The following is a 16,660-nucleotide window of genomic DNA, read 5'->3' as shown; positions in this document are numbered from 1 at the left end:
GGCCGTACCCCAAGGGGTGGGGGTGATCCCTCGCACGGGTGCGCCGCCGCCCCGCACACGCCGTCCCACGCGTCCGGCCGCACACCGTCTGACCTGGGATTTCATACGTTCCACAGGTACTGTCCGAGCATCGCGAAAGGGGTTCGGATGGACCGGAACATACGCAGTGTCGACGACGTGCTGAAGCTCCTTGACGGCTTGTTCGCGCCGGAGGCCGACCGCTGGACCGAGGGCGGTGGCGCCGACTGGTGGGACGGCTTCTACGCCGACCGCTCCAAGCCGGTGCCGTTCTTCGTGGCGAAGCCCGACGAGAGCCTCGCCGCCCACCTCGAGAAGGGCCTGATCGCGCCGGGCCGGGCGCTCGAACTCGGCTGCGGCCCCGGCCGCAACGCGCTGCACCTGGCCTCGCTCGGCTTCGACGTGGACGCCGTCGACCTCTCGCCGCGGGCCATCGGCTGGGCCACGGAACGCGCCCGCGAGGCCGGGGCCGACGTGCGCTTCCACCTCGGGGACGCCTTCGACCTCGACGTGGCCGCGCTCGGCGGCCCCTACGACCTGGTGTACGACTCGGGGTGCTTCCACCATCTGCCGCCGCACCGCCGCGTCAGCTATCTGGACCTGCTCGACCGCGCGCTGGCGCCCGGCGGCCACTACGCCCTCACCTGCTTCGCGGCGGGCGCCATGGGCTCGGAGCTGTCCGACGCGGACTTCTACCGGCACGCAGGCCTCCAGGGCGGCCTCGCCTACACGCCGGAGTCACTGCGCTGGATCTTCTCCGGCCTGACGGAGGTCGAGCTGCGCCGCATGCGCCCCGAGCCGCCCGAGTCACCGCACTTCGGCGAGGACTTCCTGTGGACGGCACTGTTCCGCCGGGAGCTCTAGTCCCGCCCGCGGGGCGTTACTTCATCCACTCCGCCTCGTACTTGGCGTACGTCCCGTCGTGCGTCGCCAGGTGCACGAACTGGTCGACGTACTCCTTGAAGGGCGCGTCGCCGCGCGGCACCGCGTAGGCCTTCTCGGCGAACGTGAAGGGCTTGTCGGGGTGGAGGGAGCACAGCTCGGGGTGGAGCCTGGCCTGGTAGCGGGTCTCGCTCGCGTCGGTCATCATCACGTCCGCCCGGCCGTCGACGATCTCCTGGAAGATCGTGGTGTTGTCCGGGTGGACCGTGAGGGTGGCCCGCTTGATGTGAGCGCGGGCGAACTGCTCGTTCGTGCCGCCGGGGTTGACGACCACGCGGGTGCCGGGCGTGTCGATCTGCTCCAGGGTCGCGTACTTGTCCTGGTCGGCGCAGCGCGCGATCGGCGTCTTGCCGTCCTCGCGGGTCGGCTCGCTGAAGGACACCTTGCGGGCGCGCGGCAGCGTGATCGAGACGCCCCCGACGGCGATGTCGCAGCGCCTGGCGGCCACGTCGTCGGCGATCCGCTTCCAGGTGGTGGCCACGAACTTCGGCTTCGCGTCGAGGGACTTGGCGAGGTCGTGCGCCATCTTGATGTCGATGCCGCTGTACGAGCCGTCGCTCCCGCGGTGCGTGAAGGGGCGGTAGTCGCCGGTCGTGCAGACGCGCAGGACGCCCTTCCTCGGTACGGAGTCGAGGAGGGTGCCCTTGTCGCGCGCGTGCCGCCCGCCCGCGTCCGGTGCGGCGGGCGCGGCGGCGGTGACGGCGAGCAGACAGACCAGGGCGGACAGGGTGACGGCACGCTTCATGGCGGCGGGTTCCTCTCTTGTGCGACGTGCGAGACGTACGCGTCCGGGCGTGTTGGGCGGCGGGTCCTACACGGCGAGCGGCGGCAGGTGGGCCGCCGTCAGGTCGGGGCCCGCGCCCTCCTCGTACGCGTCCTCGTCGAAGGGGTACAGCGGCCGCTCCACGCGGTGGTGGCCGAGCCGCAACAGGTCCTGGTCGACGCCTCCGGGGGTGAGGGCGAGCAGCCAGTCGGCGGCCAGGTCGTACAGCTCCGGCTCCAGGTAGCCGATCTTCACGACGACCAGGTCGTACGTCCGCGGGTCGATGCCGAGGCCGCCGTCGGCGGGGCCGAGGAAGTCGGCGAGGGTGTGGAACGGCTTGCGGCGCTCGACGAGGATCACGGTCAGGCCGCCGACGCGCACCGCCGCCATGTCGACGCCCCGGTCGTAGGCGCCGCCCTCCGCGCGGTCCTTCTGGTCGGCGGCGCGCTGCAACGCCTCGACGGTGCCGGTGAGTTCGTACGGGCCGCCGTGGCCGGTGTCGACCTTGCCGCCGACGGAGAGCGTCACCTCCGCGCCGACGCCCGCCGCGAAGCACCGGGCGACGGCGACCGGGTCTGTGATGCCCGGGTGGACGGCGGTGACCGTCCCGGAGCGGATGGCGTCGTGGGCGAGGAGCCTGCGCAGCATGTACGCGAGGTCGCCCGCGCCGCCCGCGGTGGGGTTGTCGCCGGAGTCGCTGATCACGAAGGGCCGCTGGGTAGAGGCCAGGGCCTTCTGGATGCACTCGTCGGCGGTGCCCGTGGGGCCGACGAAGACGAAGTCGCGGCGCGCGTCCCAGTAGCGCCGGGCGAGCTTCTCGGCCTCGGCCGCGGCGCGTTCGGCGTCGTCGCCGGTGACGACGATCGCGGCCCGGCAGCGGGGCTCGTCGGCCCAGGCGTAGCCGACCCACAGCGCCGCGTCCAGGATGCCGGGCAGGCGCTCGATCCCGGCGAGCGAGGCGTACAGGGACTTGGCGGGCTCCAGGCGGGTGCTGGTCTTCTCGCCGGGCAGCAGCACCGGGACCTGCACCCAGGCGCGGTGCGGCCGCTTGCCCTCGCGCAGGCAGCGCACCAGGTTGCGGGCGGCCCGCTCACGGGTCTCCCAGGCGTCCTCGTGCGGGGCGAGGCGGTGCGCGGTGAGCAGGTCGACGGGTACGGCGAAGCGGTGCGAGACGTTGCCGTGCAGGTCCATGGCCGTGGAGATCATGGGCCTGCCGGTGCCGTCAGGGGTGCCGACAGAGTCGAGGGCGGCGCGCACCGCCTCGGTGAGGTCGGCCTCGGCGTCGGTGAGGCCGACGACGCTCATGGCGCCGTGGATGTCGTACACGAGGCCGTCGAGCGGGCCCGCCTGCCGGATGCGGGTGACGAGCTCGTCCTTGAGGGTCAGATACGACTCGGCTTCGACGGGGCCGCCGGGCAGGGCCGTGGCGTGCAGCAGCGGCACCCATTCCACGGGGCCGCCGAGGCAGGTGAGGTCGCTGTCGTCGCGCGTCCAGGCGTAGCGGTCGAGGAGTTCCTGGCCGCGGGTCTGCCGGAAGTCGTCGGTGGTGGAGCGGTGCGGGCAGAACGTGGAGGACTCGATGCCGATGCCGCCGATGCCGATGCGCAGGCGGCGGCCGGTGACGGGGGCGTGCGAGGGCGTCGGGGCGGTCATGCGGGGGTGCTCTCTTCCTGTGCGGTCAGCAGGTGGTGGCGCAGGGCGGTCAGGCCCGCGCCGAGGAGGCCCGCGTCCGGGCCCGTCACCGTCGTCGTGATCTCCAGGTCCGCGGTGGCGAGCGGCAGGCAGCGCTCGTACAGGACGCCGCGGACGGCGGCGACGAGCGGCTCGGCGGTGGCGAGGACGCCGCCGAGGGCCACGGCCTGCGGGTTGAAGAAGTTCACGACGACGGACAGGACGGTGCCGATGTGGCGGCCCGCGGTGCGGACGAGCGTGGTGGCCTGCGGGTCGCCGTCGGCGACCAGGCGCAGCAGCTCCCCGGTGGAGGCCACCTCGACGCCCTGCCGCGCGAGTTCGCGGATGAGGGCGGCGCCGCTGGCGACGGTCTCCAGGCAGCCGATGTTGCCGCAGCTGCACGGCCGGTCGCCCGCCGCCTCGATGCGGACGTGGCTGATGTCCCCCGCGGAACCGTTGGCGCCGTCGTGCGGGCGGCCCGCCGCGATGACGCCGCTGCCGATGCCGCGGCCCGCCTTGACGACGACGAGGTGGTCGAGCTCGGCGCGCGCGGCGCGGTGTTCGCCGACGGCCATCATCGTGGCGTCGTTCTCGACGGTCACGGGCATGCCGAGGCGTTCGGCGAGGGTGGCGCGCAGCGGGTAGCGGTGCCAGCCGGGCATGCGGGACGGGCTGAGCACCCGGCCCTCGGCGGGCTGCACGGGTCCGGGGAAGGCGACGCCGAGGGCCCGCACCGCGCGGCCCGCCTCGCGCTGGCGCGCCGCGAGTTCGTCGACGCGCTCGCACAGCCAGTCCACGACCGGCTCGGGGCCCGCGGTGATGTCGTGCGGCAGGTCGACGGCGTCCAGGACACCGCCGCCGAGGTCGACGGCGCCGAGCCGGGCGTGGTGGCTGCCCAGGTCGGCGGCGAGGGCGACGCCGCCCTGGGCGCGGACGCGAAGGAGGCGGGGGCGGCGGCCGCCGCGGGACGCGCCCTCGCCGGACTCCGTGAGCAGGCCCGCGCCGACCAGCTCCTGGACCCGCGCCGAGACGGTCGACGGGGCGAGGCCGAGCTCGCGGACGAGGTCGGCCCGTGACGACGCGGCCCCCGAGGAGACCAGCTGCAGGATGTGCTGCGTCGATCCCGGCTCGCCGACGGTTGTTCCGGCCACATGGCCCCCAATTCCTTCGTTTCTTCGAGCAGTTCATTCGACCGTCGATGGAACGGTACGCAGATGCTCGCCACGTTGGCCAGACCTTCCCGGAAATCGCCCAATCAACCGAACAAAGCTATTGACTTGCTTTTCCCCGGCGGCCTAGCGTCTGGCGCCATCCCGCCGATCACCGGCCGGACATCGGCACCGCTCGTGTCCCGTTTGGAGGCCGTCCACCATGCGCGCACTCAAGGCAGCCGCGGCCACAGGCCTCGTCCTCGCGGCCCTGACCGGCTGCGTCCGCGAAGGCGGCCGCATCGACATGGGCCCCACCGGCGGCACCCCCGTCGAGGGCGGCACCGCGACCATGGCGCTGCCCCCGGCCGCGACGCCCAACTGGATCTTCCCGATCGGCGCGCCCGGCTACGGCGCCTCCTACAACTACGGCATCTCCTCACTCCTGTTCACGCCGGTGTACGACGCCGTCCTCGACAAGGCGAAGGGCGAGCTCACCACGCACGGCCCGAGCACCCTCGGCCTGAAGCCGACGTACACCGACGGCAACAAGACCGTCACCGTACCCCTGCGCAAGGGCGTCAAGTGGTCCGACGGCACCCCGGTGACGGCCCGTGACCTGGAGTTCTGGTTCAACCTCGTCAAGGCCAACAAGACGTCGTGGGGCAACTACTCGGTCGGCACGATGCCCGACAACGTACGGCGCTTCGAGACCGTCGACGACCACACCGTGCGGCTGCGCCTCAGCCGCGCCTACAACCCGGACTGGTTCACCGCCAACCAGCTCACCCTCGTGCGGGCCCTGCCCCAGCACGCCTGGGACGCCACGTCCGACGGCGGCCGGATCGGCGACCACGACCGCACGAAGAAGGGCGCCAAGGCGGTCTTCGCCCGGCTCACGCGGCACGCCAAGAGCCTTGGCTCCTACGGCTCCGACCCGCTGTGGAAGACCGTCAACGGCCCCTGGAAGCTGGCCGGATGGCGGGACAACGGCCAGGTCACCATCGTCCCGAACGACAGGTTCACCGGCCCGGCGTCACAGCGCCCGCACCTGGACAAGGTCGTCTTCAAACCCTTCACGACCGCCGACTCCGAGTACAACGTGCTGCGTTCGGGCGGCGTCGACTACGGCTACATCCCGCCGTCGGTCATGGCGCAGAAGGAGAAGTTCGAGGACAAGGGCTACCGCGTCGACCCGTGGGAGGGCTGGGCGGCCACGTACATCGTCTACAACTTCAACTCCACCCACGCCGGACCGCTGCTGCGCCAGCTGTACATCCGCCGGGCCATGCAGCACCTCGTCGACCAGAAGGCGATGAGCGAGGTCATCTGGCAGGGCAGCGCGACCCCGACGCTCGGCCCGGTGCCGGTCACCCCGAAGAGCCAGTACCTGTCCAAGGCCATGGAGCGCAACCAGTACCCGTTCTCCGTGGCCAAGGCCAAGGCCCTGCTGTCCGCGCACGGCTGGCGGGTCGAGGACGGCACCGCGCGCTGCGTACGCCCGGGGACCGGGCCCGACCAGTGCGGCAAGGGCATCGACGAGGACGCGCCCCTGAAGCTGACGCTGCTCTCGCAGTCCGGCTCCACGGAGACGACGAACACGATGCAGGAGCTCAAGTCGTCCCTGTCCAAGGCCGGCATCGAGCTGACGGTGCGCCAGCAGCCGCTCAACTCCGTGCTCGGCAACTCCGTCCCGTGCACGGCCAAGGACCCCGGCTGCGACTGGGACATGTCGTTCTTCGGCACGGCGGGCAGCTGGTACTACCCCCTCAACCCCAGCGGCGAGCAGCTCTTCTCCACGGGCGCGTCCGCCAACTTCGGCAACTACAGCGACAAGAGGGCCGACCGCGTGATCCGCGCCGTGCAGTACGCGCCGGACATGAAGGCCGTGCACGCGTACGGCGAGTACCTCGCCGAGCAGCTGCCGGTGATGTGGCTGCCCAACCCCGCGTACCAGGTCTCGGTGATCCGCAACGACCTGCGGGGCGTCGAGCAGAACCCGACGGTCACGTTCGCGCCGCAGGACTGGTACTTCGTCAAGAAGGCCAAGAAGTCCGACAAGGTCAACAAGGACAAGAAGAACAAGAAGGCCAACGAGAAGGAGGCCGACAAGTGACCGGCTTTCTGGTCAAGCGCTTCCTCCAGGCGCTGGTCGTGCTCTTCCTGGTGTCGGTCATCGTCTTCGTGCTCCTGCACATGCTGCCCGGCGGCCCGGCCCGCGCCATCCTCGGCCCCAAGGGCACGCCCCAGCAGATCCAGGACTTCAACCACCAGCAGGGCTACGACCGTTCGCTGCCCACGCAGTACGTCATGTACCTCAAGCGCCTGTTCACCGGCGACCTCGGCGACTCGTACAAACTCAACTCGCCCGTGCTCGACCTGCTCAGGCAGCGGCTGCCCAAGACCCTGCTCCTCACGGTCCTCTCGACCGCGCTCGCCGTCGTCATCGCGGTCCCCCTCGGCCTGCTGCAGGCCGTGCGGCGCGGCAAGGCGTCCGACTACGCGCTCACGGGCCTGGCGTTCCTGCTGTACGCCACGCCGGTGTTCTTCCTCGGCCTCATCATGATCATCGTGTTCGCGCAGGTCCTGCCGGTCCTGCCGGCGGAGGCGCCGCAGGGCGAGTCGGTCGGCGAGCTCCTGGGGGACTTCACGGGCCTGGTGCTTCCGGTGGTCACGATGGCCTTCGGCATCGTGGCGATGTTCAGCCGCTATATGCGCTCGGCCGTCCTGGACAACCTGACCGAGGACTACGTCCGCACCGCCATGGCCAAGGGGCAGTCGAGCCGGCGCGTCCTGGTCCGGCACGTCCTGCGCAACGCGCTGATCCCGCTCGCGACGCTGCTCGGCCTGTATCTGCCGACGCTGTTCAGCGGCGCGCTCGTCGTCGAGTCGATGTCAACTACCCGGGCATGGGGCTGCTCTTCTGGAACGCCGCCCAGGGCTCGGACTTCCCCGTCCTGCTCGGCGTGACGCTGGTCGTCGGCATCGCCACCGTCGTCGGCTCGCTGCTCACCGACATCCTCTACGCCGTCCTCGACCCCCGGATACGGAGCGTGGCATGAGCCCTCGGATACGGAGCGTGGCATGACCACCACGACAGCCCCCGTCCCGGCCCCCGGCACCGCCCCGGGCCACGAGGAGGCCGCCCGGGCCACGCCCTCGCTCGCCCGCCGCACCCTGCGGGTCTTCACCGGCAACAAGCTCGCCCTGACCGGCGTGGTGCTCCTGGCCCTGCTGCTCGCGTTCAGCTACCTCGGGCCGCTCCTGTACGACACCGAGCAGATCCACACCGACCTGTCGCGGGCGAACCTCTCCCCCGGCACCGACGGCCATCTGCTCGGCACCACCGACCTCGGCTACGACATGGTCGGCCGCCTGATGGTCGCCGGGCGGACGTCCCTGGAGATCGGGCTCGCGGCCGGGCTCCTCGCGACGCTCTTCGGGACCGTGTACGGCGCGGTGTCGGGCTACTTCGGCGGGTGGGTCGACGCCGCGATGATGCGCGTCACCGACGCGGCGCTCGCGATCCCCGCGATGTTCCTGCTCGTCGTGGTCGCCGCGATCGTCACACCCACCAAGGGCGTGATCATCCTCATCATCGCGGCCGTCGCCTGGCTCTCCCCGGCCCGCCTGGTGCGCGGCGAGGCGCTCGCCCTGCGCGACCGCGAGTACGTCCAGGCGATGCGGATGATGGGCGGCGGTGGCGCCCGCGCCGTGTTCCGGCACATCGTGCCGAACGCCGTCGGCACCGTCATCGTCAACGCGACCTTCCAGATCGCCGACGCCATCCTCTACGTCAGCTATCTGGCCTTCCTCGGCCTCAGCATCCCGCCGCCCGCGGCCGACTGGGGCTCCATGCTGTCGGCCGGGATCACCTACACGCAGAACGGCTACTGGTGGCTGATCTTCCCGCCGGGCATCGCGATCGTCCTGGTGGTGGCCGCGTTCAACTTCATCGGCGACGGGCTGCGGGACGCGTTCGACGTACGGCTGCGGAAGTGAAGCACGGCTACGGAAGTAAGGACCTCACGACATGACCGAGCCCGAAGTCACCAAGGCCGAGCCGCTGCTGAGGATCGAGGACCTGTCCGTCGACATCGTCGCGCGCGAGCGCACCGTCCACGCCCTCGACGGCGTCTCGCTCGACCTCGCGCCGGGCGAGGCCCTGGGCATCGTCGGCGAGTCGGGCTGCGGCAAGACCATGACCGCGCTCAGCGTCCTCGGACTGCTGCCGCCCGGCGGCAGGATCACCGGCGGCCGGATCCTGTTCGACGGACAGGACCTGGCGGCCGCGCCCGCGCCCGTGCTCCAGAGCGTGCGCGGGGACCGCGTCGGCATGGTCTTCCAGGACCCGCTGACCTCGCTCAACCCGACGATGACCATCGGCGCGCAGGTCGCCGAACCGCTGCTCCTGCACCGCCCGGACACCAGCCGCACACAGGCGTGGGCGCGCGCCGAGGAGATGCTGGGCCTGGTCGGCATGCCGCAGCCCGCGGAGCGGATGAAGGCGTATCCGCACCAGCTGTCGGGCGGCATGCGCCAGCGCGTGGCGATCGCCATGGCCCTGGTGTGCGAGCCGCGGCTGCTGATCGCCGACGAGCCGACGACGGCGCTCGACGTCACGACGCAGGCCCAGATCCTGGAGCTCGTCGACCATCTGCGCCGGACGCTCGGCATGGCGCTGATCCTCGTCACCCACGACCTGGGTGTCATTGCCAACCGCGTGGACCGGGTCGCGGTCATGTACGCGGGCCGCGTCGCCGAGGAGTCCGGCGTGCGCGACCTGTTCGCGCACCCCCGGCACCGCTACACCGAGGCGCTGTTCGCGGCACTGCCGGAGCGGGCCGCCGACAGCGGCACGGAGCTGCACACCATCCCCGGTCTGCCGCCGAGCCTGACCGTCCGGCCCACGGGGTGCCGGTTCGCGCCGCGCTGCTCCTTCGCGACGGACGAGTGCCGCGAGCGGGAACCGCGCCTCGCACCGCAGTCGGCCGAGGGCGGACCGGAGGGAGCGGAGCACCGGTTCGCGTGCTTCCACCCCGTGCCGCTCGGGGACGCCCCTGACGAGGAGGTCGTGACACCGCCGGCCGCGCCTGTCACCGAGCCCGGCGGCGTCCTGCTCGAACTCGCCTCCCTCACCAAGGAGTTCCCCCTCTCCGGCGGCCCGTTCACGCGGCGCCGCGGCACGGTCAGCGCGGTGGGCGGGGTCTCGCTCACCGTCCGGAGGGGCGAGACCTACGGCCTGGTCGGCGAGTCCGGGTGCGGCAAGACGACGCTCGGCCGGATCGTCGCGGGCCTGGAGGCGCCGACCGCGGGCACGGTCCGCTTCGACGGCCACGACCTCGCCGGGCTCTCCCGCTCCGGGCGCCGGGCGCACCGGCGCCGGATCCAGCTGATGTTCCAGGACTCCACGGCCGCGATGGACCCGCGCATGCGTGTCGCCGAGATCCTGCGCGAGCCGCTGGTCATCCAGGGCGTGGGAAGCCGCGCCGACCAGGAGAGGCTGATCGCCGAACTCCTCGACGCGGTCGGCCTGCCGCGCGGCGCCGTGCGGCGCTATCCGCACGAGTTCTCCGGCGGCCAGCGCCAGCGCCTCGGCCTCGCCCGGGCCCTGACGCTCTCCCCCGACCTGGTGGTCGCCGACGAGCCGGTCTCGGCGCTCGACGTCTCCGTGCAGGCGCAGATCCTCAACCTGATGCGGGACCTGCAGCGCGAGCGCGGCCTCACCTACCTCTTCATCTCGCACGACCTCGCGGTGATCCGCCATCTCGCCGACACCGTCGGCGTCATGTACCTCGGCAAGCTGGTGGAGTCGGGCCCCGCCGAGCGCGTGTACGCGCACCCGCTGCACCCGTACACGCGCGGGCTCCTCGACACCGTGCACGTGCCGGACCCCGAGGCCGCGGCCGCCACCGGCCGCGAGCCGCTGCGCGGCGAGGCCCCGTCCGCGGCGAAGCCCCCGTCCGGCTGCCGCTTCCGCACCCGTTGCCCCCTCGCCCAGGAGGTGTGCGCGACGACCGAGCCACCCGTCAGCACCCCGAACGGTCAGGGCCACCAGGTCGCCTGCCACTTCCCTCTGGCCGCACCTCGGCTAGCGTCGGCGGTATGAGCGACGCAGCGAGTACGGGGACGGGTCCCGGCGGCGGCGCGGGCGGCCGCCCGCCCCTCGCCACGGCACTGGCGCGGGGCCCGCTGGTCCTCGACGGCGGCCTGTCCAACCAGTTGCAGGCCGCGGGGCACGACCTGTCCGACGACCTGTGGTCGGCGCGGCTGCTCGCCGAGCACCCGGACGCGGTGCGGGCGGCGCACCGCGCGTACTACGAGGCGGGCGCGGACGTCGTCATCACCGCGAGCTACCAGGCGACGTTCGAGGGCTTCGCCCGCCACGGCATCGACGCGGTCAGCACGGCCGAACTGCTCCGCCTCAGCGTGAACCTGGCCCGCGAGGCCGCGGGCCAGACGGGCGCGGGCCGGACCGACGCGGGCGCGGCGGGTGCGGGCCCGGCGGGTGCGGGCCCAGCGAGTGCGGGCGCGACGGGCGCGAGCCCAGCGAGTGCGAGCCCAGCGAGTGCGAGCCCAGCGGGCGCGAGCCCAGCGAGTGCGGGCGCGACGGGTGCGAGCCCGGCAGGCGCAGGCCGTCCTCTGTGGGTGGCGGCGTCCGCAGGCCCGTACGGCGCGATGCTCGCCGACGGCTCCGAGTACCGCGGCGACTACGGCCTGAGCGTGACCGCCCTCGAACGGTTCCACCGCCCCCGCCTGGAGGTCCTGGCCGACGCCGCGCCGGACGTCCTCGCCCTGGAGACGGTCCCGGACACCGACGAGGCCCGCGCCCTCCTGCGCGCGGTGCGCGGCCTCGGCGTCCCCGCCTGGCTCTCCTACAGCGTCAGCGGCACCCGCACCCGCGCGGGCCAGCCCCTCACGGAGGCCTTCGCGCTGGCGGCCGACGCGGACGAGATCATCGCGGTGGGCGTCAACTGCTGCGACCCGCGCGACGCGGACACCGCCGTCCCCCTGGCCGCCCGCATCACCGGCAAGCCGGTGGTGGTCTACCCCAACTCGGGCGAGACCTGGAACCCCACGACCCACGACTGGCAGGGCCCGCACCGCTTCACGGCACAGCAGGTGACGGCTTGGTACGAGGCCGGGGCACGCCTCATCGGCGGCTGCTGCAGAGTGGGCCCGGAGACGATCAGGAGAGTGGCGGAGGAGCTACGAGACGTTTCAGCCCGTCCGGCGTTTGAGGACGAGGCCGAAGGCCGATAGCGGAGGCAAGGGGCGCAGCCCCGAAAAGGGCGGGTGGGTGGGGGAGGAAAAGCCCGTCCGGCGCGTGCGGACGAGCGCGCAGCGCGACAGAGGGGGCGAGTGGGCGGGGGTAGAGAAACCCGCCCTGACCAGGGCAACCACGCCGCCCACAGGTGATTGTCAGACCCACGGTGCAGACTGAGCCATACCTGAGACAACGCCGTCCAGAAAGGCGCCAGCCATGGCGAACGTCCTGCTCACCATCGGCACCCGAAAAGGCCTCTTCGTAGCCCGCCGCACGAACGGCACCTGGCAGTTCGACGAAGGGCCGTACTTCAACGCGCAGGCGATCTACTCGATCGCGATCGACACCCGCACCCCCACGCCCCGCGTACTCGTCGGCGGCGACAGCTCCCACTGGGGCCCGTCGGTGTTCCACTCCGACGACCTGGGCCGCACCTGGAGCGAGCCGTCGCGCCCGGCGGTGAAGTTCCCCAAGGACACCGGCGCCTCGCTGGAGCGGGTCTGGCAGCTGCACCCCGCGGCGGCCGAGCCGGACGTGGTGTACGCGGGCACGGAGCCCGCCGCGCTGTACCGCTCGGAGGACCGCGGCGAGAGCTTCGAGCTCGTCCGCCCGCTGTGGGAGCACCCGACCCGCTCGCAGTGGCAGCCGGGCGGCGGCGGTGAGGGCCTGCACACGATCCTGACGGACGCCCGCGACAAGGACGCGGTGACGGTCGCGGTGTCCGCGGCGGGCGTGTTCCGCACCAAGGACGGCGGCGCGAGCTGGCACCCGTCGAACGCGGGCGTCTCGGCGGTCTTCATGCCGGACCCGAACCCGGAGTTCGGCCAGTGCGTGCACAAGGTCACGAAGGACGCGGCCGACCCGGACCGCCTCTACCTCCAGAACCACTGGGGGGTGTACAGGAGCGACGACGCGGGCGCCCGCTGGACCGACATCGGCAAGGGCCTGCCGTCGGACTTCGGCTTCGCGGCCGTCGCGCACCCGCACCGCGGCGGCACGGCGTACGTCTTCCCGATCAACGCCGACGCGGACCGCGTCCCGGCGGGCCACCGCTGCCGCGTCTACCGCACGCCGGACGCGGGCACGACCTGGGAGCCGCTGAGCGCGGGCCTGCCGAGGGACGACCACTACGGCACGGTGCTGCGGGACGCGATGTGCACGGACGGCGCGGACCCGGCGGGCCTGTACTTCGGCAACCGCAACGGCGAGGTGTACGCGTCGGCGGACGACGGCGACAGCTGGCAGGAGCTGGCCGCCCACCTGCCGGACGTGCTGTGCGTGCGGGCCGCCGTCGTCGCGTGAGCCGTAGGAACCGCATGCGCCGCACGACGGGACGAGGAGGACCCGAGCCGTCATGCTTGCGGCATGCGCAAGTCGGCTGCGGCAGTGGGAAGTTCGGTGTTCATGGCGCTCGCCCCGGGGACGGTGGCGGGGCTCGTGCCGTGGTGGCTGACGCGGTGGCAGGCCGGTCACTGGTGGCTGCCGGTGCGGGTCGTGGGCGGCATCGCGCTGGCGGCGGGGGCGGTGGTCCTCGTCCACGCCTTCGTGCGGTTCGTGGCCGAGGGCCTCGGCACCCCGGCCCCGGTCGCGCCGACCCAGCAGCTGGTCGTGGGCGGGCTCTACCGGCACGTACGCAACCCCATGTACGTCGCGGTGGTGACCGCGATCGCCGGGCAGGGCCTGCTCCTCGCCCGCCCGGTCCTGCTGGCGTACGCGGTGCTCGCCGCCGCGGTCATGTGGGCCTTCGCGCGGTGGTACGAGGAGCCGACCCTGCTGCGCACCTACGGCACGGAGTACGGGCGCTACCGCGAGGCGGTCCCCGGCTGGCGGCCGCGGCTGCGGCCCTGGCGCGGCTGAGCTCCCGCACCGTTCTCCCGCACCTTTCTCCCGCACCGTCGCGCCGGGCCGCGCGCCGCCCCCGGCGGAGCCGTGGGCCATCGGTTGAACCGGCCCGCGTGTACGGCAGTAGAGTGACGCTCCGTGGCACCACGACCCTTGCATGAAATCGTCGAAGCCGGCTGGGCCAAGGCCCTGGAGCCGGTGTCCGAACAGATCGCCTCCATGGGCGACTTCCTGCGCGCGGAGATCGCCGCGGGACGCACCTATCTGCCCTCGGGGGCGAATGTGCTGCGCGCCTTCCAGCAGCCGTTCGACGAGGTGCGCGTCCTGATCGTCGGCCAGGACCCGTACCCCACCCCCGGGCACGCGGTGGGCCTGTCGTTCTCGGTGGCGCCCGACGTCAGACCGCTGCCCGGCAGCCTCATCAACATCTACCGGGAGCTGAACAACGACCTGGGCCTGCCCCAGCCGTCCAACGGCGACCTGACGCCGTGGACCCAGCAGGGCGTGCTGCTGCTCAACAGGGCCCTGACGACGGCCCCGCGCAAGCCCGCCGCGCACCGCGGCAAGGGCTGGGAAGAGGTCACCGAACAGGCCATCCGCGCGCTCGCGGCCCGCGGCCGGCCGCTGGTGTCGATCCTGTGGGGCCGGGACGCGCGCAATCTGCGGCCGCTGCTCGGCCAGTTGCCGTCGGTGGAGTCCTCCCACCCGTCGCCGATGTCGGCGGACCGCGGCTTCTTCGGCTCGCGGCCGTTCAGCCGCGCCAACGACCTGCTCGTGCGGCAGGGCGCACAGCCGGTGGACTGGCGGCTGCCGTGACCGAGCCGTCGGCCGTCCTCGGCGTGGACTCGGGCGGCTCCGGCCTGCGCGTCGCGCTCGGCGTCGCGGACGGCCTGCGCCGCCCGGCGCCGCGGACGTCCGACGAGCCGGTGCGGACGGGCCCGCGCGGCATCGACGCCGAGCACATGCTGGCGCAACTGACGCCGATGGTGCGGGAGTTGCTGGCCGAGGCGGGCGGCGGGCGGCTCACCGCCGTCGCCGTCGGCGCCGCCGGGATGGGGACGCTCGGCGACGACCTGCGCGAGCGGCTGCCGTCCGCCCTTGCCGAGCTGTTCGGGGCCCACCGCGTGGCGCTCGCCGCGGACGCCGTCACCGCGTACGCGGGCGCGCTCGGCCAGCGGCCCGGTGCGGTGGTCGCCGCGGGCACCGGCCTGGTCGCCCTCGGCACGGATCTGACCGCGTGGCGGCGCGCCGACGGCTGGGGGCATCTGCTCGGCGACTGCGGCGGCGGCGCGTGGATCGGGCGCGCGGGTCTCGAAGCGGCGATGCGGGCGTTCGACGGGCGGCTCGGCGGCTCGGCGGCGCTGCGGGCCCGCGCGGAGGACCGGTTCGGCAGCCCGCTGTCGGATCTGCCGGGCCTGCTGTATCCGCGTACGGACCGGCCCGCCGTGCTCGCCGGCTTCGCGCCCGACGTGGGCCGCTGCGCGGCGGACGGCGATCCGGTGGCCGCACGCATCCTGCGCGAGGCGGCCGCGCACATCGCCGACGCGGCGGCCGCGGCCTGCCCGGCCGCCGCGGGCCACGCGGGAGACCGCGAAGGAGAGGACGAAGGGGCGTGCGAAGTCGCTCTGACGGGCGGCCTGTTGAAGCTCGGTGACGTACTCCTTGACCCGCTGGAGGCGGAACTGACGGAGCGTCTTCCGTACGCGCGCCGCGTCCCGGCCGCGGGCGGCCCGCTCGACGGCGCCGTCCGCATCGCCGTCGACCTCGCCGCCGGAACGCTCAAGCTGCCGCACGATCCACGCCTGTTGCACGTGGCGGCATGACCGGCGCGCGCACCCCGGTGCGCGCGCCGCGCCGGGCCCCGGACCAGGCACGTTGTTGACGCCGGTACGAACGGTCCGACAAAGCGGACTTATGCCGCTGACCTGCACCCTCCCCGAACAAGGAAGCCCCTCAAGCCAGTAGCATGCGGCGCCATGAGCTCCCCCACTGGGCCCGCATCCGGCCTGCCTGTACGAATGCCGCGTCCCCGCCAGCCGGGCCGGCACCGACGTCCGGAGCCCGTCGCGGCTCCCGAGGGCGCGCCCGCGCTCGTCCTCGCCGTGCCGGGCGTCCCCAGCACGACCACGCGCTCCCTCGCCGAGGAAGTCGCCAGCATCGCCCGCTCCGAGCTGCCCGGCCTCGACGCGAGAATCGGCTACGTCGACGGGGAGGACGCCGATTCCACCGAGTTCCCCACCCTCCAGGCCGTGCTCGCGCACACCGCCGCCCAGCGCGTCGCCCGCTACGAGCAGGCGCTCGCCGCGGGTGTCGAGGCCAAGGCGCCCGAGGGCCCCGTGGCGGTCGTGGTGCCGCTGCTCGCGGGCCCCGACAGCGCGCTGACGCACCGCATCCGGCAGGCCGTCGTGGACAGCGGCGCCGATGCCGAGCTGACCGACGTCCTCGGCCCGCACCCGCTGCTCGCCGAGGCCCTGCACGTGCGCCTGTCCGAGGCCGGTCTGTCCCGCGCCGACCGGGCCCGCCTGTTCACGGTCGCGACCGCGGCGGACGGCATCGTCCTGGCCACGGTCGGCGGCGAGGAGGCCGTGCAGGCCGCCGGGATCACCGGCATGCTGCTCGCGGCGCGCCTCGCGGTGCCGGTGATGGCGGCCGCCCTGGACGCGGAGGGCTCGGTCGCGGCCGTCGCCGAGCAGCTGCGCGCGTCGGGCTCGGCCCAGCTGGCGCTCGCCCCGTACCTGATCGGCCCGGAGACCGACGCCGGCCTCCTGGAGGCGGCGGCGAAGGACGCGGGCTGCTCCGTCGCCGAGCCGCTCGGCGCCTACCCGGCGATCGGCAAGCTGGCGCTCTCCAAGTACACGACGGCCCTGGGCATCGCCCCGCAGCGGCCGGGCACGCCGGTGCACTGACCCGGCCACCGCTCGTACGTACGTCTCGATGCGCCGATGGGCCCGCTTCCTGAGTCAGGGGCGGGCCCATCGGCGTATCAGTGCTTACGAGACGTACGAGGCA

At 73.2% G+C, this 16,660-nt stretch carries 13 protein-coding genes and 1 pseudogene; 11 read left to right on the top strand and 3 right to left on the bottom strand.

The window, feature by feature from the left end:
* Positions 1 to 147: 147 nt before the first annotated feature.
* Positions 148 to 882, top strand: a complete 735-nt coding sequence (locus ACFWZ5_RS05620; RefSeq protein WP_384792027.1) for a class I SAM-dependent methyltransferase — start codon at positions 148 to 150, stop codon at positions 880 to 882.
* Positions 883 to 898: 16 nt separating this feature from the next.
* On the opposite strand, the gene ACFWZ5_RS05615 is transcribed toward ACFWZ5_RS05620, so the two are convergent.
* The 3 genes from ACFWZ5_RS05615 to ACFWZ5_RS05605 form a co-directional block, all read right to left on the bottom strand.
* Positions 899 to 1,705: a transporter substrate-binding domain-containing protein gene (locus ACFWZ5_RS05615; RefSeq protein ID WP_384792030.1), complete on the bottom strand. Its 807-nt coding sequence runs from the start codon at positions 1,703 to 1,705 to the stop codon at positions 899 to 901.
* A gap of 66 nt (positions 1,706 to 1,771) precedes the next feature.
* On the bottom strand, positions 1,772 to 3,376 hold the full coding sequence (locus ACFWZ5_RS05610) for a M81 family metallopeptidase (RefSeq protein WP_384792033.1): 1,605 nt from the start codon (positions 3,374 to 3,376) through the stop codon (positions 1,772 to 1,774).
* Entirely contained in the window at positions 3,373 to 4,545 is a 1,173-nt protein-coding gene (locus ACFWZ5_RS05605) for an ROK family protein (protein WP_384792036.1), read from the bottom strand. The genes ACFWZ5_RS05610 and ACFWZ5_RS05605 overlap by 4 nt, the downstream gene beginning before the upstream one ends.
* A gap of 220 nt (positions 4,546 to 4,765) precedes the next feature.
* Here ACFWZ5_RS05605 and ACFWZ5_RS05600 point away from each other — a divergent pair, with 220 nt between their 5' ends.
* The 10 genes and pseudogenes from ACFWZ5_RS05600 (at position 4,766) to ACFWZ5_RS05555 (ending at position 16,557) form a co-directional block, all read left to right on the top strand.
* Complete coding sequence (locus tag ACFWZ5_RS05600; protein WP_384792039.1) at positions 4,766 to 6,658, top strand: peptide ABC transporter substrate-binding protein; 1,893 nt, start codon at positions 4,766 to 4,768, stop codon at positions 6,656 to 6,658.
* Positions 6,655 to 7,604: pseudogene (locus ACFWZ5_RS05595) on the top strand (ABC transporter permease). The gene ACFWZ5_RS05600 and the pseudogene ACFWZ5_RS05595 overlap by 4 nt, the downstream one beginning before the upstream one ends.
* 22 nt (positions 7,605 to 7,626) lie before the next feature.
* A complete protein-coding gene (locus ACFWZ5_RS05590) occupies positions 7,627 to 8,544 on the top strand; it encodes an ABC transporter permease (RefSeq protein WP_384792042.1) in 918 nt (305 codons plus the stop codon).
* 31 nt (positions 8,545 to 8,575) lie between these two features.
* Positions 8,576 to 10,651 (top strand): dipeptide ABC transporter ATP-binding protein, encoded by a 2,076-nt coding sequence (locus ACFWZ5_RS05585; RefSeq protein WP_384792044.1) that lies wholly within the window; start codon positions 8,576 to 8,578, stop codon positions 10,649 to 10,651.
* On the top strand, positions 10,648 to 11,805 hold the full coding sequence (mmuM, locus tag ACFWZ5_RS05580; RefSeq protein ID WP_384792047.1) for a homocysteine S-methyltransferase: 1,158 nt from the start codon (positions 10,648 to 10,650) through the stop codon (positions 11,803 to 11,805). Before ACFWZ5_RS05585 ends, mmuM begins: the two co-directional genes overlap by 4 nt.
* Before the next feature lie 220 nt (positions 11,806 to 12,025).
* Entirely contained in the window at positions 12,026 to 13,111 is a 1,086-nt protein-coding gene (locus tag ACFWZ5_RS05575; RefSeq protein WP_384792050.1) for a WD40/YVTN/BNR-like repeat-containing protein, read from the top strand.
* A gap of 63 nt (positions 13,112 to 13,174) precedes the next feature.
* A complete protein-coding gene (locus tag ACFWZ5_RS05570; protein WP_384792053.1) occupies positions 13,175 to 13,666 on the top strand; it encodes a methyltransferase family protein in 492 nt (163 codons plus the stop codon).
* 123 nt (positions 13,667 to 13,789) lie between these two features.
* Complete coding sequence (locus ACFWZ5_RS05565; RefSeq protein ID WP_384792056.1) at positions 13,790 to 14,467, top strand: uracil-DNA glycosylase; 678 nt, start codon at positions 13,790 to 13,792, stop codon at positions 14,465 to 14,467.
* Positions 14,464 to 15,474: an N-acetylglucosamine kinase gene (locus tag ACFWZ5_RS05560; protein ID WP_384890460.1), complete on the top strand. Its 1,011-nt coding sequence runs from the start codon at positions 14,464 to 14,466 to the stop codon at positions 15,472 to 15,474. The genes ACFWZ5_RS05565 and ACFWZ5_RS05560 overlap by 4 nt, the downstream gene beginning before the upstream one ends.
* A gap of 153 nt (positions 15,475 to 15,627) precedes the next feature.
* Positions 15,628 to 16,557, top strand: coding sequence for a sirohydrochlorin chelatase (locus ACFWZ5_RS05555; RefSeq protein ID WP_384789562.1), 930 nt, complete (start codon positions 15,628 to 15,630; stop codon positions 16,555 to 16,557).
* Positions 16,558 to 16,660 lie beyond the last annotated feature (103 nt).

Origin of the sequence: Streptomyces sp. NPDC059003 (assembly GCF_042740445.1) — a bacterium.
Taxonomy (GTDB): Bacteria; Actinomycetota; Actinomycetes; order Streptomycetales; family Streptomycetaceae; genus Streptomyces.
The sequence above is the reverse complement of the archived record's forward strand: the minus strand, read 5'-3'. Positions and strand labels throughout refer to the sequence as shown.

Coding starts and splice junctions, on each gene's coding strand:
- ACFWZ5_RS05620 (WP_384792027.1), top strand. CDS start 148: ATGGACCGGAACATACGCAGTGTCGACGACGTGCTGAAGCTCCTTGAC.
- ACFWZ5_RS05615 (WP_384792030.1), bottom strand. CDS start 1,705: ATGAAGCGTGCCGTCACCCTGTCCGCCCTGGTCTGTCTGCTCGCCGTC.
- ACFWZ5_RS05610 (WP_384792033.1), bottom strand. CDS start 3,376: ATGACCGCCCCGACGCCCTCGCACGCCCCCGTCACCGGCCGCCGCCTG.
- ACFWZ5_RS05600 (WP_384792039.1), top strand. CDS start 4,766: ATGCGCGCACTCAAGGCAGCCGCGGCCACAGGCCTCGTCCTCGCGGCC.
- ACFWZ5_RS05590 (WP_384792042.1), top strand. CDS start 7,627: ATGACCACCACGACAGCCCCCGTCCCGGCCCCCGGCACCGCCCCGGGC.
- ACFWZ5_RS05585 (WP_384792044.1), top strand. CDS start 8,576: ATGACCGAGCCCGAAGTCACCAAGGCCGAGCCGCTGCTGAGGATCGAG.
- mmuM (WP_384792047.1), top strand. CDS start 10,648: ATGAGCGACGCAGCGAGTACGGGGACGGGTCCCGGCGGCGGCGCGGGC.
- ACFWZ5_RS05575 (WP_384792050.1), top strand. CDS start 12,026: ATGGCGAACGTCCTGCTCACCATCGGCACCCGAAAAGGCCTCTTCGTA.
- ACFWZ5_RS05570 (WP_384792053.1), top strand. CDS start 13,175: ATGCGCAAGTCGGCTGCGGCAGTGGGAAGTTCGGTGTTCATGGCGCTC.
- ACFWZ5_RS05555 (WP_384789562.1), top strand. CDS start 15,628: ATGAGCTCCCCCACTGGGCCCGCATCCGGCCTGCCTGTACGAATGCCG.